Here is a 23403-nt window from a genome sequence, read left to right on the forward strand (position 1 = left end):
ACACCTTAAGCGGCGTTGTGCTCCGACACAGGAGCAGGCAGCTGCATAAACTTCGCGACTAATCGCGCAATTGTATCGCGCATTTTGCGCCGGTCAACAATCATATCAATAGCACCATGTTCCAGCAGGAATTCACTGCGCTGGAAACCTTCCGGTAGCTTTTCACGTACAGTTTGTTCAATAACCCGTGGGCCGGCAAAACCAATGAGTGCTTTGGGCTCGCCAATGTTTACATCACCCAGCATAGCAAGACTGGCTGATACACCGCCCATAGTCGGGTCGGTTAACACTGAAATGTATGGCAGGCCTGCTTCACTCATTTTAGCCAGCGCGGCACTGGTTTTTGCCATCTGCATCAGAGAAAACAGCGCTTCCTGCATTCGGGCACCGCCGCTGGCAGAAAAACAAACAAAAGGTACTTTGTGTTTTAAAGCATGTTCCACACCGGCAACAAACTTGGCCCCCACCACTGAGGCCATTGAACCGCCCATAAACTCAAACTCAAATGATGCAGCAACAATAGGCATACCTTTTAAGGTGCCATGCATTACCACCATGGCGTCTTTTTCATTGGTATCTTTTTGTGCAGCAGCAATACGGTCTTTATAGCGCTTACTGTCCTTAAACTTGAGTAAATCCTGCGGTTCAAGCTCTGCAGCCAATTCTTTAGTGGTGTTGGCATCTAAAAAGCTGGTTAAGCGTGAGCGGGCCGACACCCGCATATGATGATCACACTTGGGGCATACACCCAGATTACGATCTAAATCTGCTTTATATAATACGGCTTCACAGGATGTGCATTTGGTCCAGACACCTTCCGGGATATTTCGACGCGCGGAAGAAGAGGATGTTCTGGGCAGGATTTTTTCTAACCAACTCATAAATGTTTCCTATAGGTAACAGCACCGCGTACTCGCCATGCCGTAAATACGTTAAAAAACGCCGAAATTCAGTAAACCGGCGCTATTAAAGCACAAAACTGACGCTACATAATATAAAAAACTGGTCTTAGTAGTACAAGCTGTAAGGTAACCAGACAGCCGTTAGTCTGGTAAAAACAACGGCCCGGTTAACGCTTTGGGTAAAGCAAAGTGCGCGGGGTAATCTACATCCACCAGATAAAGCCCGCCCGGTTTAGCCGTTGCTGCGGCCAGATTACGATCTTTGGCCGCCAATAGCTCCGCAATCCACTCTGGCGGGCGGTTTTTCATGCCAACTTCCAGCAAACTACCGGTAATATTGCGTACCATATGATGCAAAAATGCGTTGGCTTTAATATCCAGAATAATATAGTCGCCCTGCCGGCTAATACGTAAGTGATGCACATTACGAAACGGGCTATGCGACTGGCATTGCATGGCCCTAAACGAACTGAAATCCTGCTCGCCCAGTAAATACCCGCCGGCCTGCTGCATTAAATCGGTATCCAGGCTTTGATGATAGTGGCTTAACCCGGCGCGCAATATGGCCGGACGGAATTTATGGTTATAAATAATATAGCGGTAACGGCGGGCTGTGGCGCTAAAACGGGCGTGAAAATCATCGGGCACTGTTTTTGCCCAACGCACAGCGATGGCATCAGGTAACTGGGCATTAGTGCCCATTACCCAGGCTTTATCATCACGCACAGCAGTGGTATCAAAATGCACTACCTGCCCGGTGGCATGAACACCGGCATCAGTACGGCCGGCACAAAACAATTCTACCGGCTGGTTAGCCACTTTAGACAGCGCAATTTCCAGCTCCTGCTGTACGCTGTTTACTTCACGCTGCCGCTGCCAGCCATAAAAGCCAGCCCCATCGTACTCAATACCTAACGCAATGCGCATGCCATCCCCCTGTTAAACGGCGGCGATTATACCGCAACCGCCATCAATATGCAGTGTTGGCGGTTACTCGGCTTGCTTGAGTTTCGCAGCTTCGGTTTTCACGTTTTGTGGGGCGTCAGAGCTAAGAATGTCATCCAGCAACATAGTGGCACTTTCTTTATCGTCAATTTCGATATAAGCCCGCACCAGGTCAAGTTTGGCAGCATAGCCGTTATCTTCTCTGTCAACATCGCGTTGTTCGTGTTCGCCAATAATGTCGGCAAACTCGTCCAGCCCTACATCAACATTTAATTTATTAAACCGCTCCGGGTCCAGCTCCTGCTGTTCGGCACTGGCCAGCAACTTGTCAATTTCAACAAAATCGTCGTCGGCAAAATCAAAATCTTCTGCTATTGGCGCGGCTGTGGTGTCAGTGCCATCTGTCAGGTTGAAACCGGCCTCTTCATCTGCAGTAGCGTCTGTCAGTTCAAGATTATCGGCCATCGCCTCAAGTTCAGTCATTAACGTATCAAACTGTGCCTCAGGCAGCGGATCCAGCTCTATTTCCACCGCTTCGTCAGTCAAAGCCTCGTTGATGTCAGACAACTCAAAAGCCGGATCAAACTCATCGAACAGATCATCATCAGCCAGTTCCAGCTCTGGGTATTGCTCAAGTATCTTGCTGGGGTTTTCTACCGATAATGCGGCTTCTGTTGGCCGGCTGACAGAACTGTCATCCAATGCCGTCAGATCAAGGTTCTGCAAGGTTTTATTTTCGGCCTTTAAGGCCTCAGCATCATCAATCAGCGCATCATCCAGCTCACTCAGCCCGCTATCTATTGCTGTAGTATCAAACGGTGCAGTATCAAGTGACGTCGCATCCAGTGCTGTAGTGTCAAGCTCGTCAGCCAGTTCGCTGTCCGGCTCTGATGGCAATGGCTCAAGACCGATATCCTGCGGCGTAACGGTATTAGTATTAGCATCTTCAGCTGCCACATCGTCAAGCGTGTCTACCTGATCCAGCAGTTCACTCAGTTCTGCATTTAGCAGTGCTTCATCATCATCTGTCAGTTCATACTCTGGTATCACTTCAAGCTGCGCAGCTTCACTTTCCGCCACCAGGCTTTCGGCAAATTCTTCCAGCTCTGAGCTGTCAAAGCTTTGCTCCGGTTCTGCCAGCAAAGCGTCATCCAGGGTAATATCCTGCTCAGCTTCAGCATTGCTGGTTTCAGTATCCGCTTCCGGTTCAGCTGATGCCGCAGCTGTGCGGGCCAACGCAGCCAGCATGTCCTGTTCTTGTCCGGTCAGTTCAGCCAGCTCATCGTCATCTTCATCCAGCGCAACTTCTTCAATCAGATCATCAATATCAAACTCATCAAAGGTTTCATCCTCTGGTGCCGCATCGCTGGTTACGTCTGGCTGGATATCAGGCTCGCTTAATATATCGTCCTGACTGTCGTCGTTGTCGGCCAACTCTACAATGGTGTCATCGTCATCGGCTGCAGCAAACAGGGCAGATAAGTCGCTGTCAGACAAAATATTGTCGGCATCAAACGTCTCATCCGGCTTTGTTGGCTGCTCTGCTGGTTTGGTATCTGCCGTTGGCAACAAACTGTCATCTTCAAAAGTCAGCGCATCGTCAAACTGCAGCAAATCGCTGTCGACACCGCTGTCTGCCGCTAAAATGGTGTCATCTACGAAGGCGTCTTCGAGTAATGCATCATCAATTTCGAACAGGCTTTCATCCAGATCATCATTTTCTTCCAGCGGCGGCAGTGGTGAATGATAGGTTGGGTCTGCCTGTGGCTCGGTACGGGCAGCGTTAATCACTTCTTCTGTTTTCTGGCCACGCTTTTTCACCCACAGCAGTATGCTAAACAATACCAGCAATGCCGGTACACAAGCAGCAAGGATCCAGCTTAGCGGGTTTTGCAGCACACTTTGCCAGGTAGAACTTTGCTCTGCAGCCTCTTTTGCTGCGGCTTCGTCATCAGCTCTGGCTTGTAGTAATGTCGCCTGCTGTTGCACTAAAAGCTCAATTTGCTGCTGAATCTGGCTGTCATCACTCAGCTCTGCTTTTAATAATTCCAGTTCTTGCTGTAACTTGGTTAAACTGGTTTTTAGCTGCAAATTTTCCTGCACCATGGTTTCAACCAGCTGCATTGAATCAGCAAACTGGCTGCGTAAACCATCAAGTTGCTGCCGCTGTTGTTCGTCCAGCCGTTTTAACTCTGCCTGCCATTGCGGCGCCGCACTAACCGCAGCGCTGCTGGTGCTGGTACTGGCGCTAGTCACTGCCTTTGGCGCGGCAGCTTTTTGCCGCTGTGCCCAGATTTGGTCGTCCTGCTCGGCTTTTTGTCTGGCAATGGCAACATCCACCTGCTGAATTTCCTGCAGCGATGGCAATACCAGGATAGCTCCGGGTTTTAAGTGATTAAGATTATTCTCAAGAAATGCATCTGGGTTTTTCAGGTAAAGCGCATACATCACCTGATACAGGCTGATGTTGCCGGCAGGTTTAACCCGTTCGGCTACGCGCCACAGCGTGTCGGCCGGGCTTAGCGGGCCAATCTGCTCAGCTGGTGCCGCGGTATCAGAATCACGCGGTCCACGGATTTGCGATGGAGTAACCGTATCTGAACCACGCGGCCCACGAATTTGGGTTGTATTTTCCTGGGCTTGCAAAGACGACGAAAAATTGACAAGCACAGTAATCAGTAAAACAAATAACCAAGGCATTAATGTCCCCTACCCCAAAATCAGGCGCATTTACAGAAGAAATCGGCAGCAACCGCATTAATCTTTAGCGCTAACTGCAAACGACCTGCAAACACTGTTCCAACTATATGTGGTAACTAAATGCTGAAAATATAAAGCAAGGCGGCCATTCTGACCAGTGTTAAAAAAACGTAGTGAAATTAACCGGGCATAAAAACAACAAGGCCCCATCCGGGGCCTTAACATTACTAGAGGTAATCGCGGATCAGATGCTCTGCAATCTGAATACTGTTTGTAGCGGCGCCTTTGCGGATGTTATCGGCGACAACCCACAGGTTTATGCCATTTTCATGCGATAAATCCTGGCGGATACGGCCCACAAATACATCATCTTTACCGGCAGCACTGCACACCTGGGTGGGGAAATCGGCATTGTTTTCCAGTAACACCACACCTGGTGCATCGGCCAGTAACGCTTTTACCTGCTCAACGCTGATTGGCATCCGGGTTTCAATATGTACCGCCTCGGCGTGGCCAAAAAACACCGGCACCCGCACCGCAGTGGCGTTAACAGAAATGTTGTCATCACCGAAAATCTTCTGCGTTTCCCAGTGCATTTTCATTTCTTCTTTGGTGTAGCCGTTGTCCATAAACACATCAATTTGCGGGATCACATTAAAGGCGATCTGGCGGGCAAACTGGCCTTCTTTCTCAATCGGCCGGCCATTCATCAGTTGAGCAGCTTCATGGGCTAAGGCTTCGACAGCTTCTTGTCCGGCACCACTAACCGACTGATAAGTTGCCACATTAATCCTGCTGATCCCTACCGCATCATAAATAGGCTTTAACGCCACCAACATCTGAATAGTTGAACAATTCGGGTTGGCAATAATATTGCGGTTGCGGTAATCGGCAATAGCATGGGCATTCACTTCCGGCACCACCAACGGGATATCCGGCTCGTAACGGTAATGCGAGGTATTGTCGATCACCACACAGCCAGCATCTGCTGCCTTAGGTGCGTAAATTGCCGATACATTGCCACCGGCAGAGAACAGGCCAATTTGGGCTTTTGACCAATCAAAGGTTTCTGCGTCAATAACCTTAATTTTTTTACCCTTGAACGTCACAGTACCACCAGCAGAACGGCTGCTGGCTAATGGGAACAGTTCAGCAACCGGAAAGTCGCGCTGTTCCAGAATTTCAATTAAATGTTGTCCCACTAACCCTGTTGCACCTAAAACGGCAACATTATATTGCGAAGCCATGACAGTTCCTCTAGTTATTGTGCGAGGCTAAAACCTAATTGCGGCAAATAGCCTGGTATCACTTTGCCACACAGTTGTAATGAGCTGAATTCACGCCGCGCCGGATAGGACTTTCGAAGCCAGTCAAACCCGTTACGCTGCAGATAATGGCGCAGTATTGCATCATCCCGGCGCACATCATATAACAGTCTTGCCAAATTTTGGACATCTGGAAGCCCAAAATCTGCGCTAATTTGCAGTTTTTCCATTGCTGGCACTGCAAGCAACTGGCCCAATTGCTGTTTTACCGGCTGGCCAAACAATTCACAGCAGCGCTGATATAGCATTTCGGTACCGCGAGCCTTACCTTCAACACTATGTCCGGCTATATGTGCCGTGGCGATATCAACATAGGGTAGCAATGCCGTAAGGATATCCGGCTCCTGCTCCCATACGTCCAGCACCACCGGCCTTCTTTGCTCTACACACCTCAGCTCGTTAAGTAAGGCCTGATTATCAATCACGGCACCACGTGAGGCGTTAATCAGCGCACACTCTGGTTTTAACTGCGGTAATGTTGTGGCATTAAGCAAATGCCGGGTAGCAAAAGGCCCATTGCTGATAAGCGGTGTATGAAAACTGATAATATCCGCTTGCCGGCACAATGTAGCAAAATCGGTATGGGCAAAATCAGCCTCTTGCTGTGCCCGCAGCGGATCGCACTGCAATACGCTGATATTAAGCGCCTGCAATGCATTTACCAGCCGGCGGCCAATATTACCTACGCCAACCACACCAATAGTTTTTTCAGTTAACTGCCACTGATATTTATCTGCCAGATACCACAGGCTGCTCAGCACATATTCCACCACAGACTGCGCATTGCAACCCGGCGCACTGGCAAAGCCGATATTGCGTTGTGCCAGGTAAGGCTGGTCAATATGATCCATGCCTATAGTAGCAGTGCCGACAAAGCGTAGCTGCGGGCAGTTATTTAACAACTCTGCATTGACTTGCGTTACCGAACGTACCAGCAAAATATCAGCTTCAGCCAGCTGAGCAGCAGCTACGGTACGGCCGTTAAATAAGCTGACATCACCAAACTGAGCAAAAAACGGCTGCACCAGTGGCATATTCTCATCAGCAAAAATGCGCATAAGATTTCCCTGCAAATATTTTGCGCCAGAGTGTAGCAAATAGCATAAAGCCAGCCTATCGAAACAGGCTGGCTTTATTCAATAAAACAGCAAATTGTGTAGTTAAGGCAGAGCTACTTCGAACGTAAAAGTAACAGACTCACGCACTTTATCTGCCAAGGCGGTAGCAGTATCGGCTGAGTAAGATGCTTCAATTAAATAGCGCCCGGCGTGCTGTGGGGTAAAACTGAACTGGCCTTTGCTGTCGGTTTCAAATTCCACCCGGCCAGCATCATTGCGATACAGCTCACCTTCATAAGACAGTGTACCTTTTACACCAGCCTGCGGTTTGCCGTCCATGTTAAACACCAGTTGCAGGTTTTCTTCTGCTACCACATCGGCCGGGTGGGTATTGCTGCTAATTTCCAGCCCGCTACCCTGTAGTTTTACCACGGTATCAGAGGGGCTGTTTACCGTAACGTAAGCAAAATTGCGGCTGCGCATTTGCACGGTTTCTACTTTTGTGGCGCCGGCAGGTAGCTGCGCCGTGCGCTCCTGTTTATTCGCCATTAGCCGCTTGCGCTCACCGTTTAGCTCATAGCTGGTGAAGTAACGCAGCGGGTTGGCCATTTCCAGCCGGTAAGTGCCATCGCCAGCCAGTTGAACATCCGCCATAGATTTACGTTTCCCCTGATATACAGTTGTCACATCCTGTGCTTTACCATCAGGGGTATACAATTTAAGACTATTCAAACCAATACCTTTATCAGGTACAAATGTCATATTGGCAGCAGAGGCATCAACCGCTATCCAGCTGTCTTGCTTAGATAACACGTAGTGGCTGGGTACCAGCCATAAAGTGTGGGCGCTGACACTGGCACTGATACACAATGCCGACATGACTAATGCTGCTTTTTTTAACATGTTAATATTCCTTAATAGTCTGTTAATTCAGGTATTACTTAGCGCAGTATTGCGCTGATATCGCCAAGCTCACCGTCGGCGGCTATTTCAATTACTGCATTTGTCGCCGGCAGTTTAAAATCATGTTTAGCCAGGCTACGGCCCCCCTGTTCGCGAGCGGCTTCGACGAAAAGCGTATACTTGCCAGCCGGCAGTGCGCCGCCGTCATCATTCTTTCCATCCCAGTGCAGGGTATAGTTGCCGGGTTTCTGCGTGGCACCGCTTACGGCATCAACCAAGGCCGTATTGCTACGGCCAATTTTGCGCCAAAAGCGGCGTAAGTCTTTTAACCAGTCTGGTTTTTCTACCCACAGTGCAATCAGTTTTACCGGTTGCTGCTGTGCATCTTCAATCCACACGGCAACATAAGGCCGGTGATACTGGCTGGTTTCTATTACTGGCAGTTCCAGCTTAATATCACTTTGTGCGGCCTGTGCCGTAGCGTGGCCAAATAAGACCGCAGCACATACACATAAACAAGCACCGGTTAACTTCATAATGTTCCCTCTGCAATACGCCAACACCGGCGTTAATGTAACGACAAGATATATGCAAACAAACTGATAAAAATACCCAGCATGGCCAGGCTGTTACCGACACTGCGCCGCGAAGTTTGCTTAAGCATCAGATAAAACCCGGTCAGGGCAAAAATAATGCAGGCAACCGCGGTGAGGTCAATTAACAGTAGCCAGCTAAGCCCGGCATTACGGCCTTTATGTAAATCGTTTAACAGTGCCAGATAGCCGTTAAACTCCAGTTCCAGCTCGGCCGTGTTGGCGGCAAAATCTACTACGACAGAGGCATACCCCGCCGGACGTTTGAAATCCAGTTCCAACAAGCTGTCGTCAGTATCAAACTGGTAACTGAATACCGATGCTTTAACCTGATGCTCGCTGCCAAGCCAGTCACGAAACTGCGAAGCAAGCGCGGCTTGTTCGCTGTCTGACTGAGGTAAATCGGTGTATTGCAATGCCTCAGGTAATGTCAGTACCTGCTGACGGCTGCTTTTACCTGCCGTGCTGTACAGGAGATCAGGGTGGTTCAGGGTTATACCGGTAATAGCAAAAAACAGTAGTAGTACCAACACCAGCATTGAGCTGTAGCTGTGCAGCAACCGCATAAATTTTGCCAGCACAGGGCCACGACTACGTTCTATCATTACAACACTACCGGTAAAAAAGTTACCGGCATAATACTGATAACAATTCGCATTTGCAACAAAAAGTCAGACATAAAAAAAGGCGCATTTAAGCGCCTTAATATCAGCAAACCAGGCAAAACAATGCTTTAGTAGCGGGCAAGAAACTCGGCACGGGTGCGGCCATCATCTTTAAAAATACCGCCCAGCGCAGTGGTTTGGGTTTTGGAATTGACATCCATTACACCACGCGATTTTACGCAGTAATGCACAGCTTCCATCGTTACCGCGACATTTTGGGTTTGCAGCAATGTTTGCATCGCCACCAGAACCTGTTGCGTTAAACGCTCCTGCACCTGCGGGCGCTGAGCAAAAAAGCGCACTATACGGTTAATTTTTGATAAACCAATAATGCGTTTTTCCGGAATATAGGCCACCGTAGCATAACCATCAATCGTCACAAAATGATGCTCACAGGTGCTGGTAAAGCTGATGTCCTTCACCTTAACCATTTCCTTTACCTGCATTTTGTTTTCAATCAATGCCATTTTTGGGAAGTTGGCATAATTAAGACCGCCAAAAATCTCATCGACATACATTTTTGCAATCCGATGCGGTGTCTCACTTAGGCTGTCATCCCGCAAATCTAAGCCCAGCGTGCTGACAACTTCCGCCATCAGGCTGTTTATCTTGTCGTACTTCTGATCACGCGACAAACCATTGTCCAGCATCGGAGTTTCAAGCCCCAGTGCTTCTAACGCGCTTCGTACCAATACTGCTTCTTCTGATAACATAACTATATCCAAACCGGCTGTTAGACCAACAATACGTGCCGCCGAGGCCGATAGTTTAAGAGTAAAGTCATTTTTTTGCCATTTTTATGATCAGCAAGCCCTGCGACAGAGAAAACCGCAGGGCTTTAAACAGCAGAAAGGCTTATTGCACCAGTGACAGGGCTTCCAGTAACTCGCGCGGTTCCACTTCCGGGCCGTTTAAACTTTCGTCCCAGTTAGTGCCAATTAACACACCATCGTCGTACATTTCTTTTAACCAACCATCACAAAATACGTCCAGTGGAATGGCTTCTGGCTTGTACACTGCCCACTCTTCAGAGCAATGCGCTTTGGCTGATGCTTCATCTGACCAGAACGGCATTACATCTGTGTCTTCAAATTCTACCGATTCAACTACCAGCAGATCTTCACCATCTGCTAATACATAAACCACACCATGGGTTTTAGCTTCTTCAACGAAACGCTGAAAACTAGGATCTTGCGCAAATTGACTCATATTCATTTCCACCCGGGGTAAAGTACTGGTTGCTATTAGACCAGAAAGCGCGGCGTAAAAGCGAGTTTTATCTCATACACCAAGAGCGCGCCTTTCCCTGTCCGGTGAAAATAACGTACAATTGCTGGCACTATTACCAGCAATGATAAGCAGATAAAACATGGCTCAATATATCTACTCAATGCATCGTGTGTCGAAGGTAGTTCCGCCTAAGCGCACTATTTTAAAAGACATTTCGTTATCCTTTTTCCCTGGAGCTAAAATTGGCGTACTGGGTTTAAACGGCTCAGGTAAGTCTACCCTGCTGCGTATTATGGCAGGTGTCGACAAAGAGTTTGAGGGCGAAGCCCGGCCACTGGCAGGGACTAAAATCGGCTATCTGCCACAAGAACCGCAGCTGGATCCCGGCAAAACAGTGCGTGAAATTGTTGAAGAAGCTCTCAGTGACGTTAAAAATGCACTGACCCGATTAGATGAAGTTTACGCCGCCTATGCCGACGAAAACGCCGATTTTGATGCCCTTGCACGTGAGCAAGGCGAGCTGGAAGCGTTAATTCAGGCCAAAGAAGGTCATAATCTGGACAATACGCTGGAGCGCGCTGCAGATGCACTGCGCCTGCCGCCGTGGGATGCCAAAATTGAACATTTATCCGGTGGTGAGCGCCGCCGCGTGGCTATTTGCCGCCTATTGTTAGAGCGCCCGGACATGCTGTTGCTGGACGAACCGACTAACCACCTTGATGCTGAATCTGTTGCCTGGCTGGAGCGCTTCCTGCACGATTACCCTGGCACAGTGGTGGCCATTACCCACGACCGTTATTTCCTTGATAACGTTGCCGGCTGGATTTTAGAGCTGGACCGTGGTTATGGTATTCCGTGGGAAGGTAACTACTCTTCCTGGCTGGAACAAAAAGATGCCCGGCTGCAACAGGAAGAAAAAGCTGAAAATGCCCGCCAGCGTTCAATTAAGCAGGAACTTGAGTGGGTACGCACTAATCCGAAAGGCCGCCACGCTAAAAGTAAAGCCAGGATGGCCCGCTTTGAAGAGCTGCAAAGCCAGGAATTTCAAAAACGTAACGAAACCAACGAGCTGTTTATTCCGCCAGGGCCACGCCTGGGCGACAAAGTGCTGGAAGTTAATCACCTGCGTAAATCCTTTGGCGATCGCTTATTGATCGACGATTTAAGCTTCAGCATTCCCAAAGGTGCCATCGTTGGTATTATCGGCCCGAACGGCGCTGGTAAATCGACATTGTTTAAGATGATTAGCGGTGCAGAGCAAGCTGACTCAGGCGACATCAGTGTCGGTGACACCGTACAACTGGCCAGTGTTGATCAGTTCCGCGACAGTATGAACCCAAAGAATACCGTTTGGCAGGAAATTTCTAACGGCCAGGATATGCTGCAAATTGGTAACTTCCAGATCCCAAGCCGGGCTTATGTTGGCCGCTTTAACTTTAAAGGCAACGATCAGCAGAAATTTATCGGCGAGTTATCCGGCGGTGAGCGTAATCGCGTCCATTTAGCCGCCCTGCTCAAAGCCGGCGGTAATATGTTGCTACTGGATGAGCCCACCAACGATCTGGACGTAGAAACACTGCGTGCCCTTGAGAATGCCCTGCTCGACTTCCCCGGTTGCGCTATGGTGATTTCGCATGACCGCTGGTTCCTTGACCGTATCGCTACGCATATTCTGGATTACCGTGATGAAGGCAAAGTGAATTTCTTTGAGGGTAACTATTCAGACTATGAAACCTGGTTAAAAGCCACTTATGGTGCTGATGCGCTGGAACCACACCGCATTAAATACAAAAAAATCTGATGTTTTATAACGCCCGCTACACTGCGGGCGTTTTTTACTGCAGCGGATGGTAACTGGATGACATAACCTGCTGATAAAGCGTTGTCGCAGCCACCTTATGATGCGCTTGCTTTAGCCTTGTCACCAGCTCAGGTGACGTTTGTATATTAGCCGCCAGCCAGGTTTGCTGCGCTAACTCAGGCACAGCATACACAAAACGGATGTATTTTTCCGGCAACTTCAGGCTGGCGGCCATATCAGCCAGCGCTACCGGATCATCAATAACTAAATCGACCTTTCCATTGAGCAATAATTGCCACGATTCAGTGATATCGGCAGCCAGCACCAATTGCTGCCCCAGAGCAAAACCATTGTTCATTAAAAAGTTAGCAGATAAATCATCACGCTGAACCGCAATAGTAAATGTTCTAGCATCCTGCAGTTTTTCAATTTTAATATCATTGCGATGGCTTAAAGCAACAAAACCCAATTGATACGCCGCAACAGTTCCTATCCAGTGAAACTCAGCCTCACGCTCTGCAGTGCGGGCCATGTTGTAAATAAGCACATTAGGCCGGCTTCTGGCGATACGCAGCGAACGGGCCCAGGGATACATTTCAATCTTGGTTTCCAGTTCGGCTTCCGTTAACACAGCCCTTACCAGTGCCGTACTAAGCCCCGCAACTTCCCCGTGTTGCATGGTCTGATGTGGCGGTGACAGCTCAGTAACAACCCGCAGAGGCGTAGCAGCAAAGATGGCCCCACTCATACCATACAGCAATACAAAACACAGTCTTAACTTAACCACTTTAGCGCTCTTTGGTGTGTCATGTCTGCAGTATAGCTTATTGCAGTTCGGCGCCAAGCACCAGAATGGCTAATAAAAAAACAACTAATTTTTAGTCAATTTCACCAAATAAAGTTAGCCATATTTTTAAATAAGCAAATACAGAATAGTACAGAAATAAAAAAACAATAAAAATCAACAAGATAAACTTATATAAAATTCTGGCATGCTGTTTGTAATAGGAAGAGTGTTGTTAACCCTAACCAAAGATAAAAAGGATGAAATGATGAAAACATTAACTACTCTTACCCTGGCCACCGTTATCGCTATAAGTTTTGCTGCACCGGCTCAGGCCAACAATATCACTGACGCGTTAACTGAAGCTGCAACCAACCAGCTTGCAGAATTGGCTGGGAATATTAAACAACAGGCTAAAGCGGCACTGGAAAAAACCGCAACAGAACTGTTCTTCGCAACCGGTACAGAACAAGCTGAACAGCACCTTGCTAAAACTACAGAGCAGGTAGCTGCCAGCAAAAAATAAGGCCGTACTATGCAATTAAGTAAGATGCAGCTAAGTAAAAACCGCTTACGCCAGGTTGTACAGCGTAAGCGGCTTAATGTTATTGCTCTGACCACACCGCCAGTTCATTACCATTTGGATCGGCAAAGTGAAAACGGCGACCGCCGGGAAAGGTAAAGACAGGTTTAACGATAGTACCGCCAGCAGCGAGGACCTTAGTTTCTGTTTGCTGCAAGTCTTTACTGTATAACACTATCAAGGCAGCACCGGCTGCAACGCTGGATTGTTTTACTGAACGGTAAAAACCACCGTCCAGGCCTGAATTGGCAAAAGCCACATAATCAGGCCCGTAATCTGCAAACACCCAGCCAAAGACCTGCCCGTAAAACTGCTTTGCTGCCGCTAAATTATTTGCCGGAAGCTCTACATAATTGATTTTCTCATGCCCACTCATTATTTAAGCTCCCAGTTTTTACCCATTTATATACTAATGTAATGCAAGCCTTAGGCGCTAACAAGATACCAGAAACAGAAAAGCCACGCGGGTTGGGGACGCGTGGCTTTTCTGGTGTAGAACAGCTTGGTTTATTTACTTCTTACCAACGAACTGGTGTTGAGCGCCCGGCCCATTTTAGCCAGTAAGTGGTTGATACGACGGATCAGCAAAGCACGACCAATAGCATTGCTGCGCTTGCCAGTAACATTATGTTTATCTGCTGCAGTATTTAATGTTGTCATGCTTCACCTCTGTGTTTAGCGTTGCTTATATGCTGTGCATTATGCCGACTTTTTGCACAACTCACGAACGAGATAAATTACAACCAAGCCATTAATAAATCTAATGAATAAATAAGATAAAGTTCATTGTACATTCAAAAATATGTCACTAAGCAGCACGCCAAAAACCAATGAAATGTAATTTTTATGCATATAAAATAGCAAATTATGCGCAGAGACTGCCACAGCAACTATAACTACGTTGAGGCAATAAGGCGGTAACTGGAATAGTCGTTGCGTAGTTTTGGTTAGTTATTCTAATCAAAAATTACGCCACTAAAGCCGACAGATGCAAAAATGCAGCTTTTTAGGGTTTATAGTAGGCTGTAGCTTTGTTATATGCTAAATTAGTTGCGAAAGGTTCTCATTTACATTTTGGAGTTTAGTATGAAAAAAATCTTATCTGCAACATTGGTAACCGCTGCGTTGTTAAGTTCTGCAGTGGTTCAGGCCGATGAGCGGCCAGATCATTATAAAGGCAAGCCTTCAGATACGCTGGAGCAAGCAGTAGCCAACTTCAGTGAATACAATCAAAAACTAAAAACAGTATTGGCAGGAGAGCTGACACCACTGGCGATGGTAGAAATTCACGAGCTAACCTACACCATTGAAGTGGCGCTGGAAAAAATTCATGCTGAAACCGGCAAATTAAAAGACGTATTGGAAGAAGTGCACGTTGCCTCTGAGCATATGGACACAGCAACGGCTAAAGATCGGGGTGATGCTTACATTAAAGCAGCACAAACACTGGTGAAGTAATTAAATAGCAAGCCCGGCTAACCCGGGCTTTATGCTTTAAAACGCTAGATTATTTTTTGGTAAGAATTTCTTCAGCATTAGCTGCTGCCCATTCATTCCAGGCATCTACTTTAGCATTAAAGTTCTCTACCGCTTGCGCTGTTGCATCAGCAATTAAACCATCAATTTGCTTGGCATATTTTTTATCAACTTTAGTTACCGGAACAACGTCGATACCGCGCTCCTGTAAACCTTTCTTCATAGTGTGAGTACGTAACAGCTGTAGCTGGCCGTTCTCAACATAAAAGTACTGGCTGTCTTTATTAATCGTTTTAAACTTAGGCTTGGTAGGACGCTTATCTGCTTTAGCCGGGCTATCCTGAGAATCAGTACTCAGAGAATCATTGTTTAATTTGTAACCTAATTGTTCCAGCGTAAAACCCTGAGATTTTGCTAACTGCTCTAACTGAGTGATCAGCTCAACTTCTACCTGACGCTCTGCTAACACCGTATTCAGAGTTTCAATAACGTCGGTCAGTTTACCCAGTGTTAGTTCTTTTGCTGCTTTCTTTAGTTCACGTTTATCTAATAAAATTGACATTGCCATCTCCTTTAATAATTCATCGCCAAAGGATAAGCAATTTATCTAATAAAATAAAGATATAAAAAACACTTAAACAACAAAAACAATATCATTCATTCAGCTTCAGTTAAGATTAAATCAATATTGCCGATTTTTTGTTCCATTAACAGGGTTTGTTGTTTTAATTATACATTCAATTTAAGCATACTTTCTATATTAGCGCTATGAAGATTAAACCTGTAAGCGGTGCATGCCATGCCAAGGGTGGGGTTAAAAGGCGAGTACGGCAGCACTTAACTGAGAACAGTGCTGCTGTATTTTGCCAGAGCCAACGCGGAATATAGTGTATCCGCTAATACCCTATAGCCTCAGCTACGGCCATATTTGTCCTCAAACCGCACAATATCATCTTCACCCAGATAGCTGCCGGACTGCACTTCAATCAGCTCTAACGGAATTTTTCCGGGATTCTCTAATGAATGGATCACACCCACCGGGATATAGGTTGATTCATTTTCAGTAACCAGAAACTCATTGTCACCATTGCGTACTAACGCGGAGCCGCTGACAACTACCCAATGTTCAGCGCGATGATGATGCATTTGTACTGACAGTTTAGCGCCAGGCTTTACCGTAATATGTTTAACCTGATAACGTGTGCCATTATCTACCGAATCATATTTACCCCATGGCCGGAACACTTCGCGGTGCAAATCCACTTCGGTGCGGCCATAACTTTGCAATTTAGCCACGATGTTTTTCACGCCCTGAATATGTGTTTTACTGGCAACCAGAACAGCATCTTTAGTTTCAACTACTACCACGTCATCCAGGCCAATAACGGCTACCAGACGCTCTTCAGCATTAACATAGCTATTTTTACACTGCTCCAGCAGCACGTCGCCACGACACGCATTACCCTGCTCATCTTTGGCCATTACCTCCCACAATGCATCCCAACTGCCAACATCGCTCCAGCCGGCATCAAGCGCGACCATAGCGGTATTGGCAGACTTCTCCATCACGGCATAGTCAATCGAGTCGGATGGGCAGGCAGAGAATGCCGCTTTATCCAGCCGGATAAAATCTAAATCTCTGGCAGCATTTGTTAGGGCCAGCTCGGCTGCACGGATAATAGCCGGGGCAAATTGCTTTAATTCGGCAATAAAGCTGCTGGCTTTAAACAAAAACATACCGCTGTTCCAGAAGTACTCGCCCGAGTCGACAAATTGCTTCGCGGTAGCCAAATCCGGTTTTTCACAGAACTTGGCCACGGCTGCCACTTCAGTAGGTAAGGCACTGTCAGCAATATCAGCACGGCGGATATAGCCATAACCGGTGTGAGCGCTGGTAGGCACTATGCCAAAGGTTACCAACTTGCCTTGCCTGGCCGCGGGTGCGGCTAATTCAACCGCACGGTGAAAAGCCGGGATGTCTTTAATAGCATGATCGGCTGCCAGCACCAGCAACAGTGGATCGTCACCATCGGCTATAGCCTGCATAGCGGCAACCGCTATTGCCGGTGCCGTATTGCGCCCTACCGGCTCCAGCATGATTGTTGGTTGGCCGGTGCTCAGTTCTCGCAGTTGCTCTGCTACCATAAAGCGATGATCTTCGTTACAAATCACCATTGGCGGTTGTAAACCGGCAAGGCCTTTTAACCGCAAAATGGTATTTTGCAGCATACTTTTATCATTGAGCAGTGGCAGAAATTGTTTTGGCTTTTTTGCCCGGGATAAGGGCCACAACCTTGTGCCTGAGCCACCTGACAGTATTACGGGGATCATTTTTGCTTCCTTTTGTTGAACTTAGCGTTATAAAACAACCTTTGCCACAGTATAGCGATATTGCTTTCGTTTCGTCAGCCGCTGGCATTAACTTAATCTGCGTGGTAAGTTTTCGTGCAATACTGTTTAATTTCAGCTGGTCGGTGCTCTAAAAGCAGGTAAGATCGGCTATCTTGTCGCGATTTTTCTGATCAGGGTAGGGTTATGCCAGATTTTAAACAACTGTTTGTCAACAATAGAAATTGGGCAGACCGGATTGAAAAAGAACAACCGGGATTTTTTAAACAGTTATCCGAGCAACAGGCGCCGGAATATCTGTGGATCGGTTGCTCAGACAGCCGCGTACCAGCCAATGAAATTGTAGGCCTGTTACCAGGCGAGTTATTTGTGCACCGTAATGTGGCTAATCTGGTACTGCATTCGGATATGAACTGCTTATCGGTGCTGCAGTATGCTATTGATATCCTTAAAGTAAAACATATTTTAGTGGTAGGCCATTATGGTTGTGGTGGCGTTAAAGCAGCGATGACCAAACAACGGGTTGGCTTTGTCGATAACTGGTTGCGGAATGTTAAAGATGTTTACTCTATGCACCGTGACGAGTTGGAGCAAGTTGCCGACGATAGTGAGCGGTTAAACCGGCTGATAGAGCTAAACGTGATGGAACAGGTACGTAACCTGTGCCACACCAGCTTTGTGCAGGAAGCCTGGGAGCGTGGCCAGCCATTAACCATTCATGGCTGGGTATATAGCTTGCGTAACGGCCGGGTAAAAGATTTACGTGTCAGCCATTCCTGTGCGGATAAAATTGACGATATTTATACGCTGGATCTGGCCGACTGCCATATCAGCGAAAAATAGCTTTATAAAAATACTGTGTTACCGTATTACTCACTTGCAGGCGGTGTGATGATATTGACCCGAACTGGCGCTAGGTTAATATCACCGCGAAACTACGCCAGATAAAAACAGCCGTTACAAGATCACGGTTTTATTACCATGTACAAACACTCTGTCTTCTACCACCAGTTGCAATGCTTTACTCAAGGCCGCTTTTTCTACATCGCGCCCGGCGCGGGCCATATCGTCGGCACTGAAATTATGATCCACCGGCGCGACCATTTGCTGAATGATTGGGCCTTCATCTAAATGGTCATTTACAAAGTGTGCCGTAGCACCAATAATTTTCACACCGCGCTCAAATGCCTGTTGGTATGGGTTAGCACCAATAAAGGCTGGTAAAAAGCTGTGGTGAATATTAATAATTTTTTCCGGAAACTGCGCGACAAAAGCCGGCGTTAAAATACGCATAAACTTAGCCAGCACCAGATATTCCGGCTGGTAAGGTTTTATGACTTCCAGTAAGGCAGCTTCATGTTCGGTGCGGCTTAAGCCTTTATGGCAGACATGATGGTAAGGTAAGTCAAAACGGGCAGCCAGCTGCTCCAGCTCGGGGTAATTTCCCACTACAGCTGCAATCTCCAGCGCCAGCGAGCCATCAAATACCTTAATCAAAATGTCGCCCAGGCAATGTGCTTCTTTCGTTACCAGCACCACTACCCGTTTAGCCCGCTGGCTGACCAGGCTGCGCTCTGAGCCCTGAGGTAAGGCCCGGTCTAAATCAAACAACAAGGTAGCGTCGTTAAATACGCCTTCAAGTTCAGTGCGCATATAAAACCGGCCGCTTACCGGGTCAACATATTCGGTATTACGGATAATATTCAGCTGGTGTTTGTAGCAAATATTGGTGATCTGCGCGATAAGTCCTTTGGAGTCGGGGCATTCCGTTAATAAAATTTTGCGTTCCATATCTCACATCTGTTGTTTTTTAATCCAGCTGCTGTTTTACCGCATCTTGACCTGCAGCGTCAAAGACATTTAGACGTCTTCTACTTAACTTGTTGTTTCGACAAAAAACCGCATAATACCCGCAGTCGGGTTTGATCAGTAAAGCTTTGGAGTGTATGGCGTCTTATCAGTTTAATGTGGTGGGTTATATTCAATCGCCCTACAAGCAAAAATTTGCAATTCCACGCCAGCCAGGTTTGATCCCGGAAGCCACCGGCTATCTGGTACTGGAAAGCGATTACAGCGATGACGCCATTTTGCGCGGTATCGACAGCTTTAGCCATTTATGGCTGCTGTTTGTGTTTCATGAAACGGCCGATAAAGGCTGGTCACCGATGGTACGTCCGCCACGCCTGGGTGGTAATACCCGTAAAGGCGTGTTTGCTACCCGTGCTACGTTCAGGCCCAACCCGATAGGGTTATCCGTAGTAAAGCTGGAAGGCGTTGAGCGCAAAAACGGTAAACTGATACTGAAACTGAGTGGCATAGATTTGCTTGACGGCACCCCGGTAGTGGATATTAAACCCTATTTGCCATACTCAGACGCATTACCTGACGCCGCAGGTGGTTTCGCCGACGCGGCACCAGAAACAGCCATGACGGTTAGTTTTAGTGAAGCCGCCAGCGCATTTTGCCAACAGCAAAGCCAATACCCTGATTTACAAGTATTTATAGATAAAGTGTTAAAGCAAGACCCCAGACCGTCTTATAAAAAACAGCGTGACGGTGAACAAAGTTATGGTATGACACTGTATAACTACAATATTAAATGGACCGTGAACGGAGAACATAACCATGTTACTGAAATCCATCAGCTACCTGAGTAGTGTGGCAGCTGCAGCAACCTGTGTTGCCGTATCCGCAACCACCCTGCCCGACTTACCTGAGCCGGTAAGCAATAATGCCGTTGCCAGCACCACTGTGCGGGGTAAAACCTACATTGCCAGCTTTATGGGCTTAGGCCCGGGCAAACAACACAGCGATATTCATAATAAAGTGTGGATGCACACAGTGGGTGAATTTAACTGGCAAAGCCTGCCAGCTGTGCCCAGCACGCAAAAAGTCAGCGGCCGTATTGCGGCCAGTGCGGTGGCATTAAACAGTAATTTCTTTGTTTTTGGCGGCTTTAGTGTAAACGCTGACGGCAGTGAGCAAACTGCGGTAGATAGCTACCGTATTGACCCGATCACCAAGCGCTACACCAAGCTAAACGATATGCCGGTGCCGGTAGATGACGCCGTGGCGTTAACCTATCAGAACCGCTATATCTACCTGGTCAGCGGCTGGAGTGACCATGGCAATGTGAATCTGGTGCAGGTATTTGATAACTTTACCCAGCGCTGGTCACAGGCTACGCCGTTTCCCGGCAAACCGGTATTTGGTTTAGCCGGTGCTATGACCGGTAACCAAATGCTGATCTGTGATGGCGTGGCGCTTGAGTACTATGCTGATAAAAAACGCGAGTATAAAAGTGAACCAGCCTGCTATTTAGGCACTGTGGGTAGCAATGCTAACCAGATTGACTGGCGGCTTATCGATCATCCTACCGGCACGGCAAGGTATCGCATGGCAGGCATTAATACCAAAGTAGAGGGTAAAGATATGCTGGTGTTTATTGGCGGCAGCACCAACCCCTATAATTACAATGGCATTGGCTATAACGGCGCAGCCTCAGAACCCAATAGTAAAGTATGGGTGTTTTCTCCCGGGGAAAAACGCTGGCTTAAAGCTGCTGACAGCACACCGATAATGGATTTAAGAAGCCTTATTGAGATAGACGGTGAGATTTATTCAGTAGGTGGCATGACAGGCGGCCAACAGGTTAGCGGCAAGCTGATTAAACACCCGATAAAACTCCAATAGAATTGCCCCTGCCGCCTTGCTAGAATGGCGGCAATTTTTTCAGCACCAATACGGAATTACGATGCGCAGCAGTCAGTACTTACTATCCACCATTAAAGAAACACCGGCCGATGCCGAAGTGATCAGCCACAAGTTAATGTTGCGCGCCGGCATGATCCGCCGTGTCGCCTCAGGCATGTACACCTATTTACCCACCGGCGTGCGGGTGCTGCGTAAGGTAGAGCAAATTGTACGTGAAGAGATGAACAAAGCGGGCGCCATTGAAGTACTGATGCCGATGGTGCAACCGGCCGAGTTATGGCAGGAATCCGGCCGCTGGGACAAGATGGACGCTGAGCTGCTGCGTTTTAAAGACCGCCATACACGTGACTTTGTGCTGGGCCCAACCCACGAAGAAGTAATCACCGACTTAGTACGGCGCGAGATCACCAGTTACAAGCAGCTGCCACTGAATCTGTATCAAATTCAGACTAAATTCCGCGACGAGCGCCGGCCACGCTTTGGTGTCATGCGCGCCCGTGAGTTTTTAATGAAAGACGCTTACTCCTTTCATTTAAGCCAGGACAGCCTGCAGCAAACCTACAATGCAATGTACCAGGCCTACTGTAATATTTTCAGCCGTTTAGGGTTAGATTTCCGGCCGGTACTGGCCGACACCGGCGCTATCGGCGGCAGTATGTCACATGAATTCCATGTATTGGCAGCATCGGGAGAAGATGCTATCGCCTTCTCAGATGAAAGCGATTATGCCGCCAATATCGAAATGGCCGAAGCCTTAGCGCCACAAGGCGAGCGTGCAGCTGCTAAACAAGATTTAGCCGAAGTGGCTACGCCTAATGCCAAAACCGTGGCCGATGTCGCAACCTTGTTACAGCAGGATATGGCGCTGGTAAGCAAAACCCTGATTGTTTACGCCGCAAAAGCCGATGACAAAGCGCCGCAAACACTGGTAGCACTGGTATTGCGTGGTGATCACGAGCTAAACGAAATAAAAGCCGAAAAACTGCCGCAGGTACAAAGCCCGCTGGTATTTGCCAGCGAAGAAGAAATCCGTGCAGCCATTAGTGCCGGCCCTGGCTCACTGGGCCCGGTTGGCATGCCCATTCCGGTTATTGTTGATCGCAGCGCCGCACACCTGAGCGATTTTATCTGCGGTGCCAACAAAGATGGCTATCACTTAACCGGTGTAAACTGGGACCGTGATATTAAAGATTACAGCGTGGCAGATTTACGCAATATCGTTGAAGGTGATGCCAGCCCATGCGGCAAAGGTAAGCTGGTAGTAAAACGCGGTATTGAAGTTGGCCATATCTTCCAGCTGGGTGAGCGTTACTCACAGGCGTTAAAAGCCGGTGTGCTTAATGAAGACGGCAAACACCAGATCATGACCATGGGCTGTTATGGTGTCGGCGTGTCGCGCATTATTGCCGCTGCTATTGAGCAAAACCACGATGAAAACGGCATTATCTGGCCAGATGCCATAGCGCCGTTTCAAATTGCCTTAATACCCATGAATATGCACAAATCAGTGCGCATCGAAGAAGCCACAGTACGTTTATATAACGAGCTTACTGCTGCTGGCTTTGAAGTGCTGTTTGACGACCGTAAAGAGCGCCCCGGTGTAATGTTCGCAGATATGGAGCTAATGGGTATTCCACACAGCATCGTCGTTGGTGAGCGTAACCTCGACAACCTGCAGGTAGAATACAAAAACCGCCGTAGCGGTGAGAAAGAAATGCTCGACATCTCTGCCGTAGTTGAAGCCATGGCACATAAACTGGCGAAATAAACCCAGGCGCAAAAACAGAAAAGGCAGCGAATTCGCTGCCTTTTCTGTTTAAATATTTGTCGATTTTACATCCATCCGTTGATGAATTATCGCTATCACATCAATGCCGGTATCATTCGGCAGGTAAAACACCCGATGCTGTAAGATGCTGAAACTATAATAACCGGGCCGTAAGTCCTCTCGATTGGTACCGAGCCCGGGATCATCTGCTAATTGGTTAAGGCAGTGAAACAACTGAGACAGATAACGATTCGCTTGCGCCTTGCCCCACTGCTTTGCGCTATACAGCCAAATCTGTTCTAAATCATCTTTGGCATGCTGCCTAAGCTGATAACGCCGGTTCATTTACCGTATTTCTGCTGCAGCTCCGCAACAAAGCGCAGTTCATCAAAGTTATCCACCACAGGGCTGAGTTCAGCCGCTTCCAGCTTACGCCGAAGCTCTGCCAGCTTAATTTCATCTTCTTCCAACAATCGCAGCCCGGCGCGCACTACTTCGCTAACAGACTGATAGCGCCCCTGCTGCACGCGCTCGGCAACAAAGTGCTCAAAGTGCTCGCCAAGGGTTACTGATGTATTACGTGCCATAAAGCCTCCATATAACTGTA

At 47.8% G+C, this 23403-nt stretch carries 25 protein-coding genes; 7 read left to right on the forward strand and 18 right to left on the reverse strand.

What is annotated here, in order from left to right:
- Positions 1 to 5: 5 nt before the first annotated feature.
- The 10 genes from accD to BLW68_RS14455 form a co-directional block, all read right to left on the reverse strand.
- Positions 6 to 881: an acetyl-CoA carboxylase, carboxyltransferase subunit beta gene (gene accD, locus BLW68_RS14410; protein ID WP_092794862.1), complete on the reverse strand. Its 876-nt coding sequence runs from the start codon at positions 879 to 881 to the stop codon at positions 6 to 8.
- 162 nt (positions 882 to 1043) lie between these two features.
- Positions 1044 to 1829 (reverse strand): tRNA pseudouridine(38-40) synthase TruA, encoded by a 786-nt coding sequence (truA, locus tag BLW68_RS14415; RefSeq protein ID WP_092794865.1) that lies wholly within the window; start codon positions 1827 to 1829, stop codon positions 1044 to 1046.
- A 63-nt stretch (positions 1830 to 1892) separates the two neighbouring features.
- On the reverse strand, positions 1893 to 4547 hold the full coding sequence (locus tag BLW68_RS14420) for a FimV/HubP family polar landmark protein (RefSeq protein WP_092794868.1): 2655 nt from the start codon (positions 4545 to 4547) through the stop codon (positions 1893 to 1895).
- Between the two features lie 227 nt (positions 4548 to 4774).
- Positions 4775 to 5794, reverse strand: a complete 1020-nt coding sequence (locus tag BLW68_RS14425) for an aspartate-semialdehyde dehydrogenase (RefSeq protein ID WP_092794871.1) — start codon at positions 5792 to 5794, stop codon at positions 4775 to 4777.
- Positions 5795 to 5808: 14 nt separating this feature from the next.
- On the reverse strand, positions 5809 to 6930 hold the full coding sequence (locus tag BLW68_RS14430) for a 4-phosphoerythronate dehydrogenase (protein ID WP_092794876.1): 1122 nt from the start codon (positions 6928 to 6930) through the stop codon (positions 5809 to 5811).
- 102 nt (positions 6931 to 7032) lie between these two features.
- Entirely contained in the window at positions 7033 to 7833 is an 801-nt protein-coding gene (locus BLW68_RS14435) for a DUF4198 domain-containing protein (RefSeq protein WP_092794882.1), read from the reverse strand.
- Positions 7834 to 7871: 38 nt separating this feature from the next.
- Positions 7872 to 8369: a DUF2271 domain-containing protein gene (locus BLW68_RS14440; RefSeq protein WP_092794887.1), complete on the reverse strand. Its 498-nt coding sequence runs from the start codon at positions 8367 to 8369 to the stop codon at positions 7872 to 7874.
- A 32-nt stretch (positions 8370 to 8401) separates the two neighbouring features.
- Positions 8402 to 9031 carry a PepSY-associated TM helix domain-containing protein gene (locus BLW68_RS14445; protein WP_092794891.1) on the reverse strand — a complete coding sequence of 210 codons (630 nt, stop codon included), beginning with the start codon at positions 9029 to 9031 and terminating at the stop codon, positions 8402 to 8404.
- A 128-nt stretch (positions 9032 to 9159) separates the two neighbouring features.
- On the reverse strand, positions 9160 to 9804 hold the full coding sequence (gene folE / locus BLW68_RS14450; RefSeq protein ID WP_092794893.1) for a GTP cyclohydrolase I FolE: 645 nt from the start codon (positions 9802 to 9804) through the stop codon (positions 9160 to 9162).
- A 142-nt stretch (positions 9805 to 9946) separates the two neighbouring features.
- On the reverse strand, positions 9947 to 10300 hold the full coding sequence (locus BLW68_RS14455) for a DUF2750 domain-containing protein (RefSeq protein WP_068229814.1): 354 nt from the start codon (positions 10298 to 10300) through the stop codon (positions 9947 to 9949).
- A 160-nt stretch (positions 10301 to 10460) separates the two neighbouring features.
- Here BLW68_RS14455 and ettA point away from each other — a divergent pair, with 160 nt between their 5' ends.
- Positions 10461 to 12122, forward strand: a complete 1662-nt coding sequence (gene ettA, locus BLW68_RS14460) for an energy-dependent translational throttle protein EttA (RefSeq protein WP_092794897.1) — start codon at positions 10461 to 10463, stop codon at positions 12120 to 12122.
- Positions 12123 to 12156: 34 nt separating this feature from the next.
- Here the strand turns inward: ettA and BLW68_RS14465 are convergent, their stop codons facing one another.
- Positions 12157 to 12909 carry a substrate-binding periplasmic protein gene (locus tag BLW68_RS14465; protein WP_245728348.1) on the reverse strand — a complete coding sequence of 251 codons (753 nt, stop codon included), beginning with the start codon at positions 12907 to 12909 and terminating at the stop codon, positions 12157 to 12159.
- A 265-nt stretch (positions 12910 to 13174) separates the two neighbouring features.
- Between BLW68_RS14465 and BLW68_RS14470 the strand changes: the two genes are divergently transcribed.
- A complete protein-coding gene (locus BLW68_RS14470; protein WP_092794901.1) occupies positions 13175 to 13432 on the forward strand; it encodes a hypothetical protein in 258 nt (85 codons plus the stop codon).
- Positions 13433 to 13511: 79 nt separating this feature from the next.
- Here the strand turns inward: BLW68_RS14470 and BLW68_RS14475 are convergent, their stop codons facing one another.
- Both BLW68_RS14475 and BLW68_RS21155 read right to left on the reverse strand, forming a co-directional pair.
- Positions 13512 to 13865 (reverse strand): VOC family protein, encoded by a 354-nt coding sequence (locus BLW68_RS14475; protein ID WP_092794907.1) that lies wholly within the window; start codon positions 13863 to 13865, stop codon positions 13512 to 13514.
- 131 nt (positions 13866 to 13996) lie between these two features.
- Positions 13997 to 14149, reverse strand: coding sequence for a hypothetical protein (locus BLW68_RS21155; protein ID WP_177172255.1), 153 nt, complete (start codon positions 14147 to 14149; stop codon positions 13997 to 13999).
- 426 nt (positions 14150 to 14575) lie between these two features.
- Between BLW68_RS21155 and BLW68_RS14480 the strand changes: the two genes are divergently transcribed.
- Positions 14576 to 14947 carry a DUF6746 family protein gene (locus BLW68_RS14480; protein ID WP_177172256.1) on the forward strand — a complete coding sequence of 124 codons (372 nt, stop codon included), beginning with the start codon at positions 14576 to 14578 and terminating at the stop codon, positions 14945 to 14947.
- Between the two features lie 49 nt (positions 14948 to 14996).
- Here the strand turns inward: BLW68_RS14480 and BLW68_RS14485 are convergent, their stop codons facing one another.
- Positions 14997 to 15527, reverse strand: a complete 531-nt coding sequence (locus tag BLW68_RS14485; protein WP_092794912.1) for an H-NS family histone-like protein — start codon at positions 15525 to 15527, stop codon at positions 14997 to 14999.
- Positions 15528 to 15877: 350 nt separating this feature from the next.
- Positions 15878 to 17296: a mannose-1-phosphate guanylyltransferase/mannose-6-phosphate isomerase gene (locus BLW68_RS14490; RefSeq protein ID WP_092794914.1), complete on the reverse strand. Its 1419-nt coding sequence runs from the start codon at positions 17294 to 17296 to the stop codon at positions 15878 to 15880.
- A gap of 204 nt (positions 17297 to 17500) precedes the next feature.
- Between BLW68_RS14490 and can the strand changes: the two genes are divergently transcribed.
- Positions 17501 to 18157: a carbonate dehydratase gene (gene can / locus BLW68_RS14495; RefSeq protein ID WP_068229795.1), complete on the forward strand. Its 657-nt coding sequence runs from the start codon at positions 17501 to 17503 to the stop codon at positions 18155 to 18157.
- A 114-nt stretch (positions 18158 to 18271) separates the two neighbouring features.
- On the opposite strand, the gene purU is transcribed toward can, so the two are convergent.
- Positions 18272 to 19105, reverse strand: coding sequence for a formyltetrahydrofolate deformylase (purU, locus tag BLW68_RS14500; protein ID WP_092794916.1), 834 nt, complete (start codon positions 19103 to 19105; stop codon positions 18272 to 18274).
- Positions 19106 to 19236: 131 nt separating this feature from the next.
- Between purU and tsaA the strand changes: the two genes are divergently transcribed.
- The 3 genes from tsaA to BLW68_RS14515 all read left to right on the forward strand — a co-directional run bounded on the left by tsaA (position 19237) and on the right by BLW68_RS14515 (position 22796).
- Positions 19237 to 19971, forward strand: a complete 735-nt coding sequence (tsaA, locus tag BLW68_RS14505; protein WP_245728349.1) for a tRNA (N6-threonylcarbamoyladenosine(37)-N6)-methyltransferase TrmO — start codon at positions 19237 to 19239, stop codon at positions 19969 to 19971.
- The gene (locus BLW68_RS14510) at positions 19940 to 21007 is read left to right on the forward strand and encodes a Kelch repeat-containing protein (RefSeq protein WP_092794920.1); all 1068 of its coding nucleotides are present in this window, start codon (positions 19940 to 19942) and stop codon (positions 21005 to 21007) included. Before tsaA ends, BLW68_RS14510 begins: the two co-directional genes overlap by 32 nt.
- A gap of 61 nt (positions 21008 to 21068) precedes the next feature.
- Positions 21069 to 22796 carry a proline--tRNA ligase gene (locus tag BLW68_RS14515; RefSeq protein WP_092794923.1) on the forward strand — a complete coding sequence of 576 codons (1728 nt, stop codon included), beginning with the start codon at positions 21069 to 21071 and terminating at the stop codon, positions 22794 to 22796.
- 48 nt (positions 22797 to 22844) lie between these two features.
- On the opposite strand, the gene BLW68_RS14520 is transcribed toward BLW68_RS14515, so the two are convergent.
- Both BLW68_RS14520 and BLW68_RS14525 read right to left on the reverse strand, forming a co-directional pair.
- Positions 22845 to 23141 carry a type II toxin-antitoxin system RelE/ParE family toxin gene (locus BLW68_RS14520; RefSeq protein WP_092794926.1) on the reverse strand — a complete coding sequence of 99 codons (297 nt, stop codon included), beginning with the start codon at positions 23139 to 23141 and terminating at the stop codon, positions 22845 to 22847.
- Positions 23138 to 23383 (reverse strand): type II toxin-antitoxin system ParD family antitoxin, encoded by a 246-nt coding sequence (locus BLW68_RS14525; RefSeq protein ID WP_092794928.1) that lies wholly within the window; start codon positions 23381 to 23383, stop codon positions 23138 to 23140. Before BLW68_RS14525 ends, BLW68_RS14520 begins: the two co-directional genes overlap by 4 nt.
- Between the last annotated feature and the right edge of the window lie 20 nt (positions 23384 to 23403).

It is taken from the genome of Rheinheimera pacifica, from assembly GCF_900108485.1.
In the GTDB taxonomy this organism is placed as follows: Bacteria; Pseudomonadota; Gammaproteobacteria; order Enterobacterales; family Alteromonadaceae; genus Alishewanella; species Alishewanella pacifica.